This window comes from Brenneria uluponensis, assembly GCF_032395385.1.
GTDB lineage: Bacteria > Pseudomonadota > Gammaproteobacteria > Enterobacterales > Enterobacteriaceae > Prodigiosinella > Prodigiosinella aquatilis.
Genome location: NZ_CP135917.1, coordinates 424,001 through 444,587, shown reverse-complemented (window position 1 = coordinate 444,587; position 20,587 = coordinate 424,001). Strand labels below are relative to the sequence as shown.

General features: G+C 49.2%; 14 protein-coding genes, 2 tRNA genes and 3 rRNA genes. 7 read left to right on the top strand and 12 right to left on the bottom strand.

The window, feature by feature from the left end; genetic code table 11:
- Window positions 1–9: 9 nt before the first annotated feature.
- Both aceB and metA read right to left on the bottom strand, forming a co-directional pair.
- Complete coding sequence (gene aceB, locus RS889_RS02200; protein ID WP_315709151.1) at window positions 10–1,608, bottom strand: malate synthase A; 1,599 nt, start codon at window positions 1,606–1,608, stop codon at window positions 10–12.
- Window positions 1,609–2,073: 465 nt separating this feature from the next.
- Window positions 2,074–3,003, bottom strand: a complete 930-nt coding sequence (gene metA / locus RS889_RS02195; RefSeq protein ID WP_021013316.1) for a homoserine O-acetyltransferase MetA — start codon at window positions 3,001–3,003, stop codon at window positions 2,074–2,076.
- Between the two features lie 387 nt (window positions 3,004–3,390).
- Here metA and istA point away from each other — a divergent pair, with 387 nt between their 5' ends.
- Entirely contained in the window at window positions 3,391–4,563 is a 1,173-nt protein-coding gene (gene istA / locus RS889_RS02190) for an IS21 family transposase (RefSeq protein ID WP_315707433.1), read from the top strand.
- Window positions 4,563–5,360: an IS21-like element helper ATPase IstB gene (gene istB, locus RS889_RS02185; protein WP_261459902.1), complete on the top strand. Its 798-nt coding sequence runs from the start codon at window positions 4,563–4,565 to the stop codon at window positions 5,358–5,360. Before istA ends, istB begins: the two co-directional genes overlap by 1 nt.
- Before the next feature lie 532 nt (window positions 5,361–5,892).
- Here the strand turns inward: istB and rrf are convergent.
- The 5 genes from rrf to RS889_RS02160 all read right to left on the bottom strand — a co-directional run bounded on the left by rrf (window position 5,893) and on the right by RS889_RS02160 (window position 11,389).
- Window positions 5,893–6,008 (bottom strand): 5S ribosomal RNA (rrf, locus tag RS889_RS02180).
- A gap of 108 nt (window positions 6,009–6,116) precedes the next feature.
- Window positions 6,117–9,207: ribosomal RNA gene (locus tag RS889_RS02175) — 23S ribosomal RNA — on the bottom strand.
- Between the two features lie 317 nt (window positions 9,208–9,524).
- A tRNA-Ala gene (locus RS889_RS02170) sits at window positions 9,525–9,600 on the bottom strand.
- A 100-nt stretch (window positions 9,601–9,700) separates the two neighbouring features.
- Window positions 9,701–9,777, bottom strand: a tRNA-Ile gene (locus tag RS889_RS02165).
- A 69-nt stretch (window positions 9,778–9,846) separates the two neighbouring features.
- A 16S ribosomal RNA gene (locus RS889_RS02160) occupies window positions 9,847–11,389 on the bottom strand.
- The 16S, 23S and 5S rRNA genes sit together here with 2 tRNA genes alongside, the layout of an rRNA operon.
- 481 nt (window positions 11,390–11,870) lie before the next feature.
- Here RS889_RS02160 and RS889_RS02155 point away from each other — a divergent pair.
- Window positions 11,871–12,407, top strand: a complete 537-nt coding sequence (locus RS889_RS02155) for a gamma carbonic anhydrase family protein (RefSeq protein WP_315709150.1) — start codon at window positions 11,871–11,873, stop codon at window positions 12,405–12,407.
- Window positions 12,408–12,632: 225 nt separating this feature from the next.
- On the opposite strand, the gene aroE is transcribed toward RS889_RS02155, so the two are convergent.
- From aroE to dprA, 5 genes are read right to left on the bottom strand one after another with little or no spacing between them, the layout of a single operon-like run.
- Window positions 12,633–13,460 carry a shikimate dehydrogenase gene (gene aroE, locus RS889_RS02145; RefSeq protein WP_315709149.1) on the bottom strand — a complete coding sequence of 276 codons (828 nt, stop codon included), beginning with the start codon at window positions 13,458–13,460 and terminating at the stop codon, window positions 12,633–12,635.
- 17 nt (window positions 13,461–13,477) lie between these two features.
- Window positions 13,478–14,047: an L-threonylcarbamoyladenylate synthase type 1 TsaC gene (tsaC, locus tag RS889_RS02140; RefSeq protein WP_021013319.1), complete on the bottom strand. Its 570-nt coding sequence runs from the start codon at window positions 14,045–14,047 to the stop codon at window positions 13,478–13,480.
- Window positions 14,040–14,600 carry a DNA topoisomerase family protein gene (locus tag RS889_RS02135; RefSeq protein WP_021013320.1) on the bottom strand — a complete coding sequence of 187 codons (561 nt, stop codon included), beginning with the start codon at window positions 14,598–14,600 and terminating at the stop codon, window positions 14,040–14,042. Before RS889_RS02135 ends, tsaC begins: the two co-directional genes overlap by 8 nt.
- A gap of 27 nt (window positions 14,601–14,627) precedes the next feature.
- Window positions 14,628–15,101, bottom strand: coding sequence for a DUF494 family protein (locus tag RS889_RS02130; protein WP_021013321.1), 474 nt, complete (start codon window positions 15,099–15,101; stop codon window positions 14,628–14,630).
- On the bottom strand, window positions 15,073–16,206 hold the full coding sequence (gene dprA, locus RS889_RS02125; RefSeq protein WP_315709148.1) for a DNA-protecting protein DprA: 1,134 nt from the start codon (window positions 16,204–16,206) through the stop codon (window positions 15,073–15,075). Before dprA ends, RS889_RS02130 begins: the two co-directional genes overlap by 29 nt.
- Before the next feature lie 114 nt (window positions 16,207–16,320).
- Here dprA and def point away from each other — a divergent pair, with 114 nt between their 5' ends.
- The 4 genes from def (at window position 16,321) to trkA (ending at window position 20,579) form a co-directional block, all read left to right on the top strand.
- The gene (def, locus tag RS889_RS02120) at window positions 16,321–16,833 is read left to right on the top strand and encodes a peptide deformylase (RefSeq protein WP_021013323.1); all 513 of its coding nucleotides are present in this window, start codon (window positions 16,321–16,323) and stop codon (window positions 16,831–16,833) included.
- Window positions 16,834–16,859: 26 nt separating this feature from the next.
- Complete coding sequence (fmt, locus tag RS889_RS02115) at window positions 16,860–17,801, top strand: methionyl-tRNA formyltransferase (protein ID WP_021013324.1); 942 nt, start codon at window positions 16,860–16,862, stop codon at window positions 17,799–17,801.
- Between the two features lie 62 nt (window positions 17,802–17,863).
- Window positions 17,864–19,153, top strand: coding sequence for a 16S rRNA (cytosine(967)-C(5))-methyltransferase RsmB (gene rsmB, locus RS889_RS02110; protein ID WP_101377472.1), 1,290 nt, complete (start codon window positions 17,864–17,866; stop codon window positions 19,151–19,153).
- A 49-nt stretch (window positions 19,154–19,202) separates the two neighbouring features.
- The gene (trkA, locus tag RS889_RS02105) at window positions 19,203–20,579 is read left to right on the top strand and encodes a Trk system potassium transporter TrkA (protein WP_021013326.1); all 1,377 of its coding nucleotides are present in this window, start codon (window positions 19,203–19,205) and stop codon (window positions 20,577–20,579) included.
- The last annotated feature ends 8 nt before the right edge of the window (window positions 20,580–20,587 follow it).

Here is a 20,587-nt window from a genome sequence, read left to right as displayed (position 1 = left end):
TCAACTGGATTAATCAAGTAATGCGTAGCCGGGCAAGGTGAGGAAATCAATCAACTCATCTTGGGTCGTAATACGCTCCATCAAACGGGCAGCTTCATCGAAACGCCCATTGCCGAAACGTTCTTCACCTACTTCTTCTCTGATCACCTGCATTTCTTCCGACAGCATCTGCCGGAACAGTGATTTGGTAATGGCTCTGCCATCATTCAGAGTTTTACCGTGATGAATCCATTGCCAGATGGAGGTGCGGGAGATTTCCGCTGTAGCGGCATCTTCCATCAAGCCATAAATCGGCACGCAACCGTTGCCGGAAATCCAGGCTTCAATGTACTGCACTGCTACACGGATATTGGCTCGCATCCCTGTTTCCGTGCGTTCTCCCGGACACGGTTCCAGCAACTCGGCGGCCGTAATGGGGGCATCCCCCTCGCGCAACACGTCCAACTGATTTTTGCGTCCCCCCAGAATCCGGTCAAAAATCGGCATTACCGTGTCTGCCAGGCCCGGATGCGCGATCCAGGTGCCATCGTGACCATTTCTCGCCTCCATCTCCTTATCCTGGCGAACTTTCTCCTGCACCCATTGGTTGTGCTTAGCATCTTTACTGGGAATAAACGCCGCCATACCGCCCATAGCAAATGCGCCACGCCGGTGACAGGTTTTAATCAATAAGCGCGAATAGGCATTCAGAAAGGGTTTATCCATCGTTACCGACTGGCGATCCGGCAGCACTCGGTCAGGATGGTTTTTCAGCGTTTTGATGTAGCTGAAAATATAGTCCCAGCGGCCACAGTTCAGCCCAACAATGTGATCGCGCATAACATAAAGAATTTCATCCATCTGGAAAACCGCTGGCAGAGTCTCAATCAGCACCGTAGCCTTAATGGTGCCACGCGGTAAACCAAAACGATCTTCGCTATAGCTGAATACATCATTCCACCAGGTGGCTTCTTGCCAGGATTGTGTTTTAGGAAGATAAAAATAAGGACCACTGCCTTTCGCCAGTAGTTGCTGATAATTGTGGAAAAAATAAAGTGCAAAATCGAACAGGCTACCGGGAATCGCCTCCCCTCGCCAGGTGACATGCTTTTCAGGCAGGTGCAAACCGCGGACACGGCAGATCAACACGGCCGGATCAGGCTTCAACTGGTAAATTTTCCCAGTTTCATTGATGTAGGAGATGGTTCCCCGTACCGCATCACGCAAATTGATTTGTCCATCAATCACTTTTTCCCAACTGGGGGACAGTGAATCTTCAAAATCCGCCATGAAGACCTTCACATTGGCATTAAGCGCATTGATTACCATCTTGCGCTCTACTGGTCCGGTAATTTCTACTCGGCGATCCAGCAAATCTCCAGGAATACCACGGATTTTCCAGCCATCATCAGTAATGGAACTTGATTCCGAAATAAAATCCGGTAATTGACCTTCATCAATCAATTGTTGCTCGGTCTGTCGGACGGCCAGTAATTCATTGCGCTGTGGTGTGAAACGGCTGACCAGGTCAGTGAAGAAATCAACCGCATCATCAGTCAGTATATGACGCTCAGCTTCGCCAAAATGCTGACTGAACGCCAATTCCTTACTTATCGTCTGTTGCGTCATTATCATAGTTCCTTGTTAGATTCTCTTCGTCTTGTCGGCTGCAAAACCAGTGAATTTCATACGACTATTTTTCAGTCAACGGGGTTAAGCCTAACTCATCGAATTTAAAAATCAAAAACTATTTCCATTTTAAAATAAAAAACACAGCAACATATTGAAATATAAAAAATTAAAGTTAGCTCCAATGAGGAAACGAATTTCACCAGAAGAGAAGATGGGAAAAGTGAAGTGATAAAGAAGAAAAAAGGAAGGTGCTTTGCTAACCGTTGACAAACCTATGTACGGCGTCAGGACAGTGATAATAGGAAGAAGAGTAAAGCATCCGCGCCAGGGATGGCATGGTTTGAGATTAAGGAGATACAGATACTTGTAGCGTCTTACGATCTCCTCACTATCGCCGCTATATGCACTTTGCCATAAAATACAAGGCGTCTTCTTAGACGCCTTGTATCGTTATACAGAATACTACTCCAGGGTAGGATTCATATGCCGCAAATCATAAGGTGTAATCTGATAAACGTAATAATTCAACCAGTTGGTGAATAACAGATGACCATGGCTGCGCCAGCTGGCGCTGGGCGGCAAGTCCGGATTGTTATCCGGGAAATAGTTAAACGGGATGGCGGGATTAAGGCCGGCCGCCAGATCGCGATGATATTCGCTGGCCAGCGTCAACGCATCATATTCCGGATGTCCGGTCACAAAGGCCAGTCGTTTATCAGGGCTGGCGAACAAATAGGCACCGGTTTGCTCCGACTCCGCCAGTATTTCCAGGTCGGTGTACTGACGAATAGCCTCGGTCGGAAAATCGGCATAACGGGAATGTGGTGCCAGGAAAGTTTCGTCGAACCCACGGGTCAGCAAAGCATGGGGCTCCAAGGTGCGGTGTTGATACACACCAGCCAGTTTTTCCTTACGGGTCATCTTGGGAATATCATATAAAATATTCAACGCCGCCTGTACCGCCCAACAGACGAACAGTGTCGAGGTGACGTGCCCTTTCGCCCATTGCAGAACTCGATCTATTTGTGGCCAGAACATCACATCATGGAAGTCCACTAGTCCCAGCGGTGCGCCGGTGACCACCAGACCATCAAAATTTTCGTCCTGAATATCTTCAAAATCGCAATAGAAAGTATTGAGATGCTCCGCCGGCGTGTTTTTAGATTCATGACTGTCAATACGTAACAATTGGATATCAATCTGCAACGGCGAATTGGATAACAGCCGCAGGAACTGATTCTCCGTCTCAATTTTTTTCGGCATCAGATTGAGGATCAGCACCTTGAGCGGACGGATTTCCTGGGTACGGGCGCGTGAAGACGTCATAACAAAAACATTTTCATTACGCAGGAAATTTACAGCTGGTAACTCATCAGGAACCCGAATTGGCATAACGATAGAACCTCAAAGCATACGTATAAACGTTTAGACATCCAGATGCCTACAATATCGTCTTTGCCTAATGATGTCGAGTATTCAACTGTTAGTTGAAAATGTTTCATCTTAAGAGATGATATTTTCCTAACGTCGATACTCTCGTGTCAGTCTTATGGCAGGCCGATGCATCTCGCTGGCAACCGGTGCTAAAGGAAGTGTTAGCGCTTTGGCACCGCCTGCGCTACAGATCTACCGACGATTTCCATTATGATCTTAGCTATCATGGCGGTGCCTTTCCCGGTGTTAGCGCCAGTGATATAAGACGGTAATTCACCATTAGTATTGTCCGCTCCACCCTACATGTTGTTTCCTTTAGGTTCTCACACCAGAAAGGACATCAACATGCTGAGCAGAGAGGACTTTTACATGATAAAGCAAATGCGCCAGCAGGGTGCGTACATTGTCGATATTGCGACTCAGGTGGGTTGCTCTGAACGAACTGTCAGACGCTACCTCAAATACCCTGAACCGCCAGCCAGAAAGACTCGCCACAAAATGGTTAAGCTGAAACCGTTTATGGACTACATCGACATGCGCCTGGCCGAGAATGTCTGGAATAGCGAGGTCATCCTCGCGGAAATTAAGGCAATGGGCTATACCGGCGGGCGTTCCATGCTGCGTTACTACATCCAGCCCAAACGTAAAATGCGCCCATCAAAAAGAACGGTTCGCTTCGAAACCCAGCCGGGATATCAGCTCCAGCACGACTGGGGCGAAGTCGAGCTGGAGGTTGCCGGGCTACGGTGTAAAGTTAACTTCGCGGTTAATACGCTGGGGTTCTCCCGACGCTTCCATGTCTTCGCCGCGCCAAAGCAGGATGCTGAACACACCTATGAGTCGCTGGTTCGCGCCTTCCGCTACTTCGATGGCAGTGTGAAAACTGTGCTGGTTGATAACCAGAAGGCAGCGGTGCTGAAAAATAACAACGGAAAAGTGGTGTTCAACTCCGGGTTCCTCTTGCTGGCCGATCACTATGACTTCCTGCCACGGGCCTGCCGCCCACGCAGGGCCAGAACCAAAGGAAAAGTAGAGCGGATGGTGAAGTATCTCAAGGAGAACTTCTTCGTCCGGTACCGCACGTTCGACAGCTTCGCTCATGTTAACCAGCAACTGGAGCAGTGGATGGCGGATGTTGCTGATAAACGGGAGCTTCGCCAGTTCAAAGAAACACCGGAACAGCGCTTCGCGCTGGAACAGGAGCATCTGCAGCCGTTGCCGGATACAGACTTCGATACCAGCTACTTCGACATCCGCCATGTGTCCTGGGACAGTTATATCGAGGTTGGCGGCAATCGTTACAGTGTTCCTGAAACCTTGTGTGGACAGCCGGTCTCAATACGGATCTCACTGGATGATGAGTTGCGGATCTACAGCAATGAGCAACAGGTGGCGTCACACCGACTCTGTTCAGCATCGTCTGGCTGGCAGACTGTGCCGGAACACCACGCCCCGCTCTGGCAGCAGGTCAGCATGGTAGAACATCGCCCACTGAGTGCTTATGAGGAGTTGCTGTGATGCATGAACTTGAAGCGCTGCTGAGTCGCCTGAAAATGGAGCACCTGAGCTATCACGTTGAAAGCCTGCTGGAGCAGGCGGCTAAAAAAGAGCTGAACTACCGGGAGTTCCTGTGCATGGCGCTGCAGCAGGAGTGGAACGGCAGACATCAGCGCGGCATGGAGTCCCGACTGAAGCAGGCGCGTCTGCCATGGGTCAAAACGCTGGAGCAGTTCGACTTCACCTTCCAGCCGGGCATCGATCGTAAGGTTGTCCGGGAGCTGGCCGGTCTGGCGTTCGTGGAGCGCTGCGAGAATGTGATCCTGCTGGGTCCTCCAGGTGTCGGGAAAACCCATTTGGCCGTTGCTCTCGGCGTGAAAGCGGCGGATGCAGGGCATCGGGTACTGTTCATGCCACTGGACAGACTGATCGCGACGCTGATGAAAGCGAAACTGGAAAACCGTCTGGAGCGTCAGTTACAGCAACTGAGTTATGCCCGGGTGCTGATCCTGGACGAAATAGGCTATCTGCCAATGACCAGAGAGGAAGCCAGCCTGTTCTTCCGGTTGCTGAACAGACGATATGAAAAAGCGAGCATCATCCTGACGTCAAATAAAGGCTTCGCAGACTGGGGAGAGATGTTCGGAGATAACGTGCTGGCTACGGCGATCCTGGATCGGCTGCTGCATCACTCAACCACGCTGAATATCAAAGGAGAAAGCTACCGGTTAAAGGAGAAACGCAAAGCTGGAGTGTTGGCCAAAAACGCCACGCCAATCAGTGACGATGAAATGGCGGAAAGCGGACAGCATCAGTAAAGAAAGCATCTAGCGGGCATGAAAATGGCAAATAACGGTCAAAGATCGTGGCGTTGACACCGGCCTGTAGATTCTACGTGGTTGCGTTGACCAGACAACACCGGAAGCTTTTCTGATGATGACAACACAATTTTATCGTCAGCGGGATCGGGTGCTGGAGTTAATCGAACATAGCGGGCAAAAGCTTTACGCGGCGTTGACCACAAAATGAACGACGGTTAGACCATGTAGAAAAACGTCGAATCGTTCAAGATAAAACACTGCTTCGAATCTTTGGGTCGAATGATGATCTACTCCCATGCCCGTTTATAAAAAGCATTGGGTAATTCATTATGGGTTATCTTTTATAGCTGTTTAAAAAATCAATAGAACTAAATTTATAATTTCAATATTCTAAAGAGGGTTTGCCGTTATTTGATACTGACCCGGCGACAGCATGCTGGGCAGATATCCCACCGCGCATGCCGGCGGCATCAACACTACCGACGTGAAAAAGCCCTCTGCTTTCACAGAGGGCTTCGTCTTGTTGAATGCCTGGCAGTTCCCTACTCTCACATGGGGAGACCCCACACTACCATCGGCGCTACGGCGTTTCACTGCTGAGTTCGGCATGGGGTCAGGTGGGACCACCGCGCTATCGCCGCCAGGCAAATTCTGTTTCATCCCGACCGTCACACTTCCGTGTAACCATCAGAACCAATCTCGGAACATCACTGAAAATATATCGTCTCTCTTCCAAAACACCTTCGGTGTTGTAAGGTTAAGCCTCTCGGGTCATTAGTACTGGTCAGCTCAACGCATCACTGCGCTTACACACCCAGCCTATCAACGTCTTCGTCTTAAACGTCCCTTCAGGGGCCTTTAAGGCCCAGGGAAGACTCATCTCGGGGCAAGTTTCCCGCTTAGATGCTTTCAGCGGTTATCTCTTCCGCACGTAGCTACCGGGCAATGCAATTGGCATCACAACCCGTACACCAGTGGTGCGTTCACTCCGGTCCTCTCGTACTAGGAGCAACCCCCCTCAATCTTCCAACGCCCACGGCAGATAGGGACCGAACTGTCTCACGACGTTCTAAACCCAGCTCGCGTACCACTTTAAATGGCGAACAGCCATACCCTTGGGACCTACTTCAGCCCCAGGATGTGATGAGCCGACATCGAGGTGCCAAACACCGCCGTCGATATGAACTCTTGGGCGGTATCAGCCTGTTATCCCCGGAGTACCTTTTATCCGTTGAGCGATGGCCCTTCCATTCAGAACCACCGGATCACTAAGACCTGCTTTCGCACCTGCTCGAGCCGTCACTCTCGCAGTCAAGCTAGCTTATGCCTTTGCACTAACCTCCTGATGTCCGACCAGGATTAGCTAACCTTCGTACTCCTCCGTTACTCTTTGGGAGGAGACCGCCCCAGTCAAACTACCCACCAGACACTGTCCGCAACCCGGTTCACGGGCCCACGTTAGAACATCAAACATTAAAGGGTGGTATTTCAAGGTTGGCTCCACGCAGACTGGCGTCCACGCTTCAAAGCCTCCCACCTATCCTACACATCAAGGCTCAAGGTTCAGTGTCAAGCTATAGTAAAGGTTCACGGGGTCTTTCCGTCTTGCCGCGGGTACACTGCATCTTCACAGCGAGTTCAATTTCACTGAGTCTCGGGTGGAGACAGCCTGGCCATCATTACGCCATTCGTGCAGGTCGGAACTTACCCGACAAGGAATTTCGCTACCTTAGGACCGTTATAGTTACGGCCGCCGTTTACCGGGGCTTCGATCAAGAGCTTCGCCTTGCGGCTTACCCCATCAATTAACCTTCCGGCACCGGGCAGGCGTCACACCGTATACGTCCACTTTCGTGTTTGCACAGTGCTGTGTTTTTAGTAAACAGTTGCAGCCAGCTGGTATCTGCGACTGCGCAACGCTCCATCCGCAAGGGACTTCACCTCGCACAGCGTGCCTTCTCCCGAAGTTACGGCACCATTTTGCCTAGTTCCTTCACCCGAGTTCTCTCAAGCGCCTGAGTATTCTCTACCTGACCACCTGTGTCGGTTTGGGGTACGATTCGATGTTACCTGGAGCTTAGGGGCTTTTCCTGGAAGCGTGGCATTTGTCACTTCGACACCGTAGTGCCTCGTCATCACGCCTCGGCGTTGACAGCGCTCCGGATTTGCCTGGAGCACCCACCTACACGCTTAAACCGGGACAACCGTCGCCCGGCCAACATAGCCTTCTCCGTCCCCCCTTCGCAGTAACACCCAGTACAGGAATATTAACCTGTTTCCCATCGACTACGCCTTTCGGCCTCGCCTTAGGGGTCGACTCACCCTGCCCCGATTAACGTTGGACAGGAACCCTTGGTCTTCCGGCGTGCGGGTTTTTCACCCGCATTATCGTTACTTATGTCAGCATTCGCACTTCTGATACCTCCAGCAATCCTCACAGACCACCTTCAACGGCTTACAGAACGCTCCCCTACCCAACGGACATATCCTTAAGTCAACTCGACGTAATGAACGCTTTGACGTCGCGGCGCTCCGTCAATCGGTTTTCGCATAATTGTCTTAAGTGATATGTCCGCTGCCGCAGCTTCGGTGCATGGTTTAGCCCCGTTACATCTTCCGCGCAGGCCGACTCGACCAGTGAGCTATTACGCTTTCTTTAAATGATGGCTGCTTCTAAGCCAACATCCTGGCTGTCTGGGCCTTCCCACATCGTTTCCCACTTAACCATGACTTTGGGACCTTAGCTGGCGGTCTGGGTTGTTTCCCTCTTCACGACGGACGTTAGCACCCGCCGTGTGTCTCCCGTGATAACATTCTTCGGTATTCGTAGTTTGCATCGAGTTGGTAAGCCGGGATGGCCCCCTAGTCGAAACAGTGCTCTACCCCCGAAGATGACTTCACGAGGCGCTACCTAAATAGCTTTCGGGGAGAACCAGCTATCTCCCGGTTTGATTGGCCTTTCACCCCCAGCCACAAGTCATCCGCTAATTTTTCAACATTAGTCGGTTCGGTCCTCCAGTTAGTGTTACCCAACCTTCAACCTGCCCATGGCTAGATCACCGGGTTTCGGGTCTATACCTTGCAACTTGACGCCCAGTTAAGACTCGGTTTCCCTGCGGCTCCCCTATTCGGTTAACCTTGCTACAAAATATAAGTCGCTGACCCATTATACAAAAGGTACGCAGTCACCCCACCCCAAAGCACTCACCGCTTGTCTTGTGTGTTGGGCGTCGCAAAAGACGCGCCGCCACCGCGATGCTGCTGTTGCGGTGCCTTCATCACCAGAGAATGCTTTGGTGGTGGGGCTCCCACTGCTTGTACGTACACGGTTTCAGGTTCTGTTTCACTCCCCTCGCCGGGGTTCTTTTCGCCTTTCCCTCACGGTACTGGTTCACTATCGGTCAGTCAGGAGTATTTAGCCTTGGAGGATGGTCCCCCCATCTTCAGACAGGATATCTCGTGTCCCGCCCTACTCGTCGAACTCACAGCAAGCGCATCTTTGTGTACGGGACTATCACCCTGTACCGTGCGACTTTCCAGACGCTTCCACTGATGCACAAACTGATTCTGGTTCTGGGCTCTTCCCCGTTCGCTCGCCGCTACTGGGGGAATCTCGGTTGATTTCTTTTCCTCGGGGTACTGAGATGTTTCAGTTCCCCCGGTTCGCCTCATGTCACTATGGATTCATGACATGATAGTGTGTCGAAACACACTGGGTTTCCCCATTCGGGTATCGTCGGGTATAACGGTTCATATCACCTTGCCGACGCTTTTCGCAGATTAGCACGCCCTTCATCGCCTCTGACTGCCTAGGCATCCACCGTGTACGCTTAGTCGCTTAACCTCACAACCCGAAGGTGTTTCTTCTTTTCTGAATGGCTGCGCCTCATGAATACTGCGTTGTGCCGTACTCGGTATGCTCATGGACATCACGTCCACTGCGCTTCCTCCGTGCGGTACGCCTTGTCTTCATCGGGCTCGCTCATTCATCGATTCGGAATATCCGGGATGCGATTATTTGAGAGACTCTGATACAGCCAACTCCCGCCATCAAGGCAGGTTTCGCTGTATCGTTTCAATTTTCAGCTTGTTCCAGATTGTTAAAGAGCAAAATACTTCACAGCATACTGTTGCCAATATACTCTGAAGTCTTTTTTTGTATGGTGGAGCTATGCGGGATCGAACCGCAGACCTCCTGCGTGCAAAGCAGGCGCTCTCCCAGCTGAGCTATAGCCCCATCGCATGAAAACCTTTACACAAATTTCCGTCAGGCAAGGCGTCATTCTCGACACAGACTCTCGCCCGTGGCAAAAACACAACACAGCATGGAAAGAAATTGGTAGGCCTGAGTGGACTTGAACCACCGACCTCACCCTTATCAGGGGTGCGCTCTAACCACCTGAGCTACAAGCCTATAAAGGTATTTCTGCTCGTACTTCATCAGACAATCTGTGTGAGCACTTCACACAACGGCTATCTTTGGTAAGGAGGTGATCCAACCGCAGGTTCCCCTACGGTTACCTTGTTACGACTTCACCCCAGTCATGAATCACAAAGTGGTAAGCGCCCTCCCGAAGGTTAAGCTACCTACTTCTTTTGCAACCCACTCCCATGGTGTGACGGGCGGTGTGTACAAGGCCCGGGAACGTATTCACCGTAGCATTCTGATCTACGATTACTAGCGATTCCGACTTCATGGAGTCGAGTTGCAGACTCCAATCCGGACTACGACGCACTTTATGAGGTCCGCTTGCCCTCGCGAGTTCGCTTCTCTTTGTATGCGCCATTGTAGCACGTGTGTAGCCCTACTCGTAAGGGCCATGATGACTTGACGTCATCCCCACCTTCCTCCGGTTTATCACCGGCAGTCTCCCTTGAGTTCCCGCCATTACGCGCTGGCAACAAAGGATAAGGGTTGCGCTCGTTGCGGGACTTAACCCAACATTTCACAACACGAGCTGACGACAGCCATGCAGCACCTGTCTCTCAGTTCCCGAAGGCACAAGTCTGTCTCCAGTCTCTTCTGAGGATGTCAAGAGTAGGTAAGGTTCTTCGCGTTGCATCGAATTAAACCACATGCTCCACCGCTTGTGCGGGCCCCCGTCAATTCATTTGAGTTTTAACCTTGCGGCCGTACTCCCCAGGCGGTCGACTTAACGCGTTAGCTCCGAAAGCCACGGCTCAAGGCCACAACCTTCAAGTCGACATCGTTTACAGCGTGGACTACCAGGGTATCTAATCCTGTTTGCTCCCCACGCTTTCGCACCTGAGCGTCAGTCTTCGTCCAGGGGGCCGCCTTCGCCACCGGTATTCCTCCAGATCTCTACGCATTTCACCGCTACACCTGGAATTCTACCCCCCTCTACGAGACTCTAGTCTGTCAGTTTTGAATGCAGTTCCCAGGTTAAGCCCGGGGATTTCACATCCAACTTAACAGACCGCCTGCGTGCGCTTTACGCCCAGTCATTCCGATTAACGCTTGCACCCTCCGTATTACCGCGGCTGCTGGCACGGAGTTAGCCGGTGCTTCTTCTGCGGGTAACGTCAATGAAACACTCTATTAAAGCGCTCCCCTTCCTCCCCGCTGAAAGTACTTTACAACCCGAAGGCCTTCTTCATACACGCGGCATGGCTGCATCAGGGTTTCCCCCATTGTGCAATATTCCCCACTGCTGCCTCCCGTAGGAGTCTGGACCGTGTCTCAGTTCCAGTGTGGCTGGTCATCCTCTCAGACCAGCTAGAGATCGTCGCCTAGGTGAGCCATTACCTCACCTACCAGCTAATCCCATCTGGGTTCATCCAATGGCGTGAGGCCCGAAGGTCCCCCACTTTGGTCTTGCGACGTCATGCGGTATTAGCTACCGTTTCCAGTAGTTATCCCCCTCCATCAGGCAGATCCCCAGACATTACTCACCCGTCCGCCGCTCGCCGGCGGGGAAGCAAGCTTCCCCCCGCTGCCGCTCGACTTGCATGTGTTAGGCCTGCCGCCAGCGTTCAATCTGAGCCATGATCAAACTCTTCAATTTAAGATTTGTTTGATATGCTTCCGAAGAAGCGATGCTCAAAGAATTTATAACTGTTTATTCGTAATGAATTTACTGTCAGTCACTCTTCAAGTCTTTTCGTATTGATTACGATAGGGTCCTGTGAGTGCCCACACAGATTGTCTGATTATATTGTTAAAGAGCGTTCGTCGCGGCGCTGCCGTGAGGTCGCGTATACTACGCTATCCTCTTGCAGAGTCAACGAATAATTCGTTTTTCCCGGCCTGACTCTGTGTTGTGTTGTTCACCAGCACCGGGTCAGTGGAGGCGCATTATAGGGATCCGCCAAAGTTACACAACCTCTTTTTAGATCTTTCTTTCTGTTCGCACATTTTTCCACCCTTTCGTTGAGATCTTGTACATACAACGCTATTTTCAAAGGCAAATAAGGAGATCCAATCAGAACACTAAAGCTAAAATAGGTAGTTGTTGTGAATATTTTACCCAAAAGAGGTGATTGAGAATGACTAACGTGCTTCGTCCGTTTAAAGGAATTATGCCAATAACTGGCGAAAGGGTTATGATCGACCCATCAAGTGTGGTTATAGGCGAGGTCACTCTTGCAGATGATGTCAGCATCTGGCCATTAGTCACCATTCGCGGAGACGTTAATCGAATCCATATTGCAGCCCGTACGAATATTCAGGATGGCAGCGTACTGCATGTCACACACTGCTCGGAAAAAAATCTGCAAGGCAATCCTTTGATCATTGGCGAAAATGTCACCGTCGGACATAAGGCCATGCTGCACGGCTGTACTATAGGAAATAGGGTTCTAGTTGGTATGGGCTCGATCATTCTGGATGGTGCCATCATTGAAGATGATGTAATGATCGGTGCAGGCAGCCTGGTATCTCCAGGCAAGGTGCTGGAAAAAGGCTACCTTTACCTCGGTAGTCCTGCTAAAAAAATTCGCCCTCTAAGCCCACAGGAAATTGAAGGCTTACTTTACTCGGCAAATAATTACGTTTTGTGGAAAGATGAATATCTGAATCAGTAGAAAGTAAAACACCCTTGATCATACGCTCAAATTCGTCTTCTAAATCTCAACGATAAACGCGGAACAAAGGCAGCCACTGTTCCGCATTTTCCCCACCATATCGCTGCTGGATAGTGACAAAGCTAATAGAACATTAGCTCTGAAATTCGTTAACCAGTACGAGGAATCTTATTACTTTTGATTGTTCATCTCATAATTCACGATCAGGAAGTTGTATTGATTGGTTCAACTGGCAAGTTCCTGTTTCATTTGCTGAATGACCGGGACAACATTAGGCATGACACCGTGCCACAACTGGAAAGCGTGTGCTGCTTGCCAGATAAGCATTCCCAATCCATCCGAACAATGCTGAGCGCCATGTTGCAAACACCACTTCAGGAATGGCGTTGGCTCCGGCAGATAAAACATGTCATAACAGCATATATCTTGAGAAATTAGCGATGCGGGTAATGCTGGTATATCACCCGTAATGCCCGATGATGTGGCATTAATAATAAGATCAAAGGCACAATCATTTAGCTCATGCATTGATACAGCGGCAATATTGCCCAATGAACTGAAATGTTCAGCCAGCACCGTTGCCTTGGACAAGGTTCGATTTGTTAACACCAACGAACACCCATGACTCAGCAAGGGTTGAATCACTCCCCTGGTTGCTCCACCAGCCCCAATCAGCAAAATGCGAGACTGTGGTTGTATCAAATCACGATGCTTAAGGTCACTCAGTAAACCAATACCATCCGTGTTATCACCATACAGTTCACCATTATCCATTTTTTTGATGGTATTTACGGCTTTCGCAAAGGAAGCTCGTTCACTGAGAACATCAACTTCGGCGCAAGCCCGCTCTTTAAAAGGTGCAGTAATGTTGGCACCATAAGCCCCCGCCTCAAAATAATCTCTCAAGCTTTTCTCGAAATCGGCAACCGGCGCCAGAATACGTTCGTATGCAAGCTCAATCCCAGTCTGCTCGGAAAAGAGAGCGTGAATGCGAGGGGACTTACTATGCGCGATGGGATTACCAAAAACCGCAAAAAATTTTATATTAGACATCGTATCTCCCATTGCATTTACCCTTGTCGCAACATCTCTCCCGTCAAGGCATCACGAATTTCAGACGGATTTAACCGGCCACCAACATTGCCATGTAATACTGGGAAATCATCCCCAAACTGTTGAGCTACCTCAACAGCAGAACGACATGGTAGCTGACCACTCAAGTTAGCGCTGGTTGATACCAATGGCTTACCATAACTCAGACACAACTGTTTCACCAAAGGATGAGCGCTGACACGGACAGCCAGAGAGGTGAACTTTCCCGTTAACCATCTTGGTGTAGCTGGTTTGGCCGGGATCACCCATGTCACAGGTCCTGGCCAGGAAGCGAAAATAGCCGCCTTCTGTTCTGCGCTTAATGCGGCAAGATCCAGGTAAGGTTCCAGTTGCGAAAATTCAGCGGCAATCAGAATCAATCCTTTTTCCCACGGACGTTGCTTCAACTTTAGCAGCTGTTTAACTGCAGTCTCGCTGTCAGGATCGCATCCTAAACCAAATACAGCCTCGGTTGGGTAGGCGATGACTTTTCCTTCCTTCAATTTCTGTAACAGAGGAACCAATTGATCTTGTGGGAAATTATTCATTGCTATCCATCTTTTCTGTTATTACTGGTTTTCCGCACAATTTACTGGCACAAAAACGTTTCAGTCCATGTGCCGTTTTTTTCTCAAGCAATAACGGATAATGGCAATACTCACACTCCCCCGCTATTGGTTTATGGTTCAGTGTAAATTGACAGTCTGGATAGCGTTCACAAGCATGGAAAACCTTCCCATAACGGGATTTACGCTGGAGTAACTTACCTTTATGGCATTGAGGACAGGTCAGCGATGTTGTATCTGGACGATCCATCGTTTCGATATGGTCGCAATCAGGATAGCGACTACAACCGATAAACATGCCATAACGGCCTTGCCGCAGTATTAATGTCGACTGGCAGAGAGGGCAGCTTTGCCCCTCCAAGACTTTGACCACATGACCGTCAGCCTGCGCTTTTAACGGCCGGATATATTCACATGCTGGGTAGCAAGAACAACCAAGAAAAGGGCCATGCCGTCCAGATCGAATAACCAGCGCAGCCCCACATTCAGGACAAGTCTGTTGCTTTTTCTCATCAAAAAGAGTGGTTTTAACCATTGCGTATCTACTTACCCGTCCTTACTACTACTGCAAATAACCGTCGTTTTCATCAAAGAGTAACTCTTCCATTTGTTGATAGGCATTTTCACAACCAGGTACATTAAACAACACCATCAGAATGACCCATTTCAGATCTTCCAGGTCAAAGTCCTGAGTTTCCAGCGCCATAACTCGATCAATAACCATTTCCCGTGTTTCCAGATTCAATACCTGAATCTGTTCAAGAAACAGCAAAAACCCCCGACATTCCGTCTCCAGGCGCTGCTCTTCTTCAGCCGTATAGATCCGTAACGCCAAAGGATCACTGGCTAACGCCAGCGGAGTAGCCTGTCCTTCTTGAAGATCAGCTAATTTTTCCAGCCAGTCCAGCGCACTATAAATATCATTACGATCAAATCCCGCGCGAGTGAGGTCATCAGTTAACGTATCCTGATCGACACGCATTTCAGTTTCATTGTGTATATATGTTTCAAACAAGTACATGAGTACGTCGAACATGGCCTGCCCTCCTTAATCGGACATAGCCGCCGGGTACAGCTGCGATCCATCCTGCTAACTCCAGATCCAATAGTTTACTGACTACTTCTGGCACAGGTTGGCCGGCACGTTCAGCGACAACGTCAACAGGTGTAACCTCATCTCCTACGTTAGCCAACACGTCAGCAAATGGCAATTCCAGTTCATCATACCGGATAGAAATAGTTTCACCCGTGCTTTCATTGGGCAGACCAGAAAACCACTGTAGACTACTGTTCAATTGTTCCAGAATATCTTTCGGATGTGTTACCAAATACGCACCTTGCTGAATCAGCCAATGGGTTCCTTCCATCATAGGGTTGCCAATCGGGCCCGGTAAGGCAAAAATCTCCCTGTTTTGTTCCAGCGCATAACGTGCCGTTACTAGTGAACCGCTGCGCCTAGAGGCTTCAACCACTAAAACACCGAGGCTAAGCCCACTGATAATTCGATTCCGGCGTGGAAAATTGGCAGGCACTGGAGGAGCGGTTAATGCAAATTCAGACACCAACGCACCACCTTGTTCGAGAATGCGTTCTGCCAAAGGCCGATGGCGATGGGGATAAATACTCTTCAGACCACTGCCTAGCACTGCAATCGTTTTCCCTCCCATCTCCAACGCTGATCGATGTGCAATACCATCAATTCCTATTGCCAGTCCGCTGGTAACAATCAAGTCATTCAGGCTAAGTTCCTGAGCAAAGTACCGTCCCCACTGTTCACCATAAGCACTGTTATCACGACTACCCACGATCGCGATCTGAGGCAATGCCAGCAAATGGGAATCGCCAGCAACAAAAAGTAGTACAGGCGGAGAGCTGATATTGTTCAGCAAAGGGGGATAATTAGTATCGCTATAGGTGAGAAGATCGTGTCCGGGTTGATCCAACCAGCACAACGTGTTTTCCAAACATGCACGATCAAACGTCAAAAATTGTTCGATCTGTGTCGTATTCAATCCAAAGGAGAGCATAAAGTCCGGCGAGTAATCTTTCGTGTCCAGTAACTGCCGGGCCAACTTTGCCGTCTGTTTCGCCCCCAAACCACGCACCGATGCCAGACGTAACCAAACTTCCGTATCAGTCATACTCTCTCCCACTTCCTGCTTTGCTATCGGGTGTTGATGCTGTCAATCAGCACAAGAAATGTCTAGAATACAGATTGGAACTTTCTTACCACTTGGATACAGATCTAAATATATATGTCAGTTTTGCAGGTATTACATTATCCGGAAGATGAGCGGCTCCGCATTACGGCTGAGCCCGTCAAAGAAGTGAATGCAGAGATTCAACGTATTGTGGACGATATGTTCGATACCATGTACGAAGAAGAAGGCATTGGCTTAGCGGCTACTCAGGTTGATATTCATCAACGAATCATCGTGATGGATATTTCAGAAGAACGTAATCAACGTCTGGTATTCATCAACCCAGAGCTACTTGAGAAAAACGGTGAAACTGGTATAGAAGAAGGCTGCTTGTCTATTCCCGAGACCCGAGCACTCATTCCTCGAGCCGAGCACGTTAAGGTCCGGGCGTTAGATCGCGAAGGCAACTCATTTGAACTGGAAACCGACGGTTTGTTAGCTATCTGTATCCAGCATGAAATGGACCATCTGGTTGGAAAGCTGTTTGTTGATTATCTGTCGCCGTTAAAACGCCAGCGGATTCGTCAAAAGCTGGAAAAACTGGCGAAGCAAAACAGCCGGGCCTAATCACTCTTTTCCAGGCAGGAAATCACGTGTCATTACGTATTATTTTTGCAGGTACTCCCGATTTTGCAGCACGTCACCTCAACGCGCTGCTTTTGTCTGAGCATGAAGTTATTGGCGTATTTACTCAGCCAGACAGACCTGCCGGACGTGGAAATAAACTCACAGCCAGTCCGGTAAAATTGCTGGCTGAACAACATGGCATCCCGGTTTTTCAACCGAAATCCTTGCGCCCTGTCGAGAATCAGCAACTGGTCGCAGCGCTCAATGCCGACATAATGGTTGTTGTTGCTTATGGGCTGCTCTTGCCACAGGCAGTGCTGGATATGCCTCGTTTAGGTTGTATCAATGTTCACGGCTCATTATTACCGCGCTGGCGTGGTGCCGCGCCCATACAACGTGCATTATGGGCAGGGGATAAACTGACGGGCGTAACCATTATGCAAATGGACGCTGGATTAGATACTGGAGCCATGTTGCACAAAATTGAATGTGCCATTCTTCCGGAAGATACCAGCGCCACACTCTACGACAAGCTGGCTGAGCTAGGACCACAGGGGCTACTGACGACATTGAGTCAATTAGCTGCATCTCAGGCCGAACCCGAAATGCAAAATGATGTGCTGGCGACCTATGCCGACAAGCTCAATAAAGAAGAAGCGTTGTTAGATTGGCAACTTTCAGCAGAGCAACTGGCACGCTGCATCAGGGCCTTTAATCCATGGCCAGTCAGCTATTTTATGATTGATGGCCAACCGGTAAAAGTGTGGAAAGCCGAAGCCCTCAAAATGGATCATCATGCACAACCTGGCACTGTAATAAAGGCGGATAAAGCAGGCATTCAGATCGCCACTGCCAATGGTCTGTTAAATATCCTGGTATTACAACCCGCTGGCAAAAAAACCATGCCGGTTCAGGATCTGCTGAATTCACGCCGAGAGTGGTTTACTCCAGGCCGTGTACTTGCCTGATTCCCATTGGTACCGGTGTACACACACCGGTACATCTCACTTCACATACCGTCGCTGAAACAATGAAAAGTACATATAACCTCCGCAGTATCGCAGCAAAAGTTATCGCTCAGGTTCTGGACCAGGGGCAATCGCTTAGTAATGTATTACCTATTTATCAACGCGATATCTCAGAAAAGGACCGTAGTTTATTGCAGGAACTTTGTTTCGGTGTGCTGAGAGCCCTGCCACAACTAGAGTGGTGTATCCAGCAGTTAATGGCAAAACCACTTACCGGCAAACAAAGGGTATTACACTATTTACTTATGATTGGTATCTACCAATTACTTTACACTCGTATACCCCCCCATGCTGCACTCGCCGAGACGGTCAACGGTGCGACAGCATTAAAGCGTCCACAGTTAAAAGGTTTGATTAATGGAGTGTTACGGCAATTTCAGCGTCAACAGGAGGAATTACTGCAAAGGCTGGAAAACAATGATGCTCGGTATTTACATCCTAAGTGGCTGCTGAACCGCATTAAGACCGTCTATCCGGCTGATTGGAAAAACATTGTTGAAGCGAATAATCAACACCCTCCAATGTGGCTAAGGGTCAACCGTCTACATCACCAACGTAATGAATATCTGTCTTTGCTACAGCAAAACGGCATTGAGGCAAGTCAGAGCGCTGATTATCCAGATGCTATAAGGCTAATGGTTCCCTGTGCGGTAACGAATCTGCCAGGCTTCAATCAAGGGTGGGTAACAATACAAGATGCATCAGCGCAAGGTTGTATACACTGGCTAGCCCCTGAAGATGGTGAGTCAATCCTTGATTTATGCGCTGCGCCCGGAGGGAAAACCACCCATATTCTTGAAGCTGCTCCTAAATCACATGTACTTGCCGTTGATATTGACGAACAACGTCTGGCACGAGTCAAAGAAAATCTGCAACGCTTACAGTTGAATGCAGAACTGAAACAAGGAGATGGCAGAACACCGGCTGTCTGGTGTGGCGACAGAACATTCGATCGTATTCTGTTAGATGCTCCCTGTTCAGCAACGGGTGTGATTAGACGTCATCCTGATATTAAGTGGTTACGACGAGATAGTGATATTGCCGAGCTGACCATCTTACAACAGGAAATTCTGGAAGCTATCTGGCCACGACTAAAACCTGGCGGCACGCTTGTTTACGCGACCTGCTCCATCTTGCCAGAAGAAAACCACATGCAAATTTCAGCATTCCTTGGCCGTCACCCCGATGCGGATTTGGTAGATACGGGTGATCATGATCATCCAGGAATTCAGAAGCTGCCCTCTTTAGAGGGCGGGGATGGTTTCTTTTATGCGAAGCTGGTAAAACGCTGACATCGGTTCCAGTATTATCTAAGTCTCAAAATACACGGCAAAAATAACTATGAAGATTATTATTCTTGGTGCTGGTCAGGTCGGTGGAACACTGGCAGAAAATTTATCGGGAGAAAACAACGATATTACTGTTGTTGATACCAATACGGCCCGCTTACGTCAGCTTCAGGATAAATTCGATCTCCGTGTTGTCACTGGCTATGCATCTCATCCACGGGTATTACGTGAAGCAGGCGCAGAAGATGCAGACATGCTGGTTGCCGTCACCAATTCTGACGAAACAAACATGATAGCCTGCCAAATTGCTTACTCACTATTTAATACCCCTAATCGTATCGCCCGCATTCGCTCAGCTGACTATATACGCGAGGCGGATCAACTGTTCACGCCCGAGGCCGTTCCCATTGATCATCTGATTTCTCCTGAGCAGTTGGTGATCGATAATATCTATAAACTAATCGAATATCCTGGTGCGCTGCAGGTAGTGACTTTTGCAGAAGGGAAAGTAAGTATTGCTGCCGTTAATGCTTATTACGGCGGGCCGTTAGTGGGCAATGCCATTTCCTCTATGCGCGAACATATGCCACATATTGAAACACGCGTTGCAGCTATTTTCCGACAGGATCGTCCTATCCGCCCTCAGGGATCGACTATCATTGAAGCAGGTGATGAAGTATTTTTTGTTGCCGCATCACAACATATTCGCGCAGTAATGAGCGAGTTACAGCGGCTGGAAAAACCCTACAAACGAATCATGATCGTAGGTGGTGGTAACGTGGGTCTTGGTTTGGCTATGAAGCTGGAACGAGACTACAGTGTAAAACTGATAGAGAAAGATACACAACGGGCGGCAGAGCTCGCAGAACGGCTACAAAATACCATCGTCTTTCATGGTGATGCTTCCGATCAGGAACTTCTGACCCAAGAGCATGTTGAACAAATTGACGTTTTCATCGCTATCACTAACGATGATGAAGCGAATATTATGTCTGCCATGCTCGCTAAACGGATGGGTGCCAAAAAGGTAATGGTTTTGATCCAGCGCAGAGCTTATATCGATCTGGTACAAGGAAGTGTTATTGATGTCGCTATATCTCCACAACAAGCGACTATTTCAGCCTTACTGGGACATGTTCGTAAAGCGGATATTATCAGCGTCTCATCATTACGCCGAGGTGTGGCTGAAGCCATCGAGGCCATCGCTCATGGTGATGAAGGAACATCAAAAGTAGTTGGACGCATGATTGAAGATATCAAACTCCCACCAGGAACAACCATCGGTGCAATTGTAAGAGGTGATGATGTCATCATCGCTAACCACAATACACACATTGAGCAAGGTGACCATGTCATTATGTTCTTGACCGACAAAAAGTATGTTCCAGAAGTAGAACGCTTATTCCAACCCAGCCCTTTCTTCTTGTAATCACGATC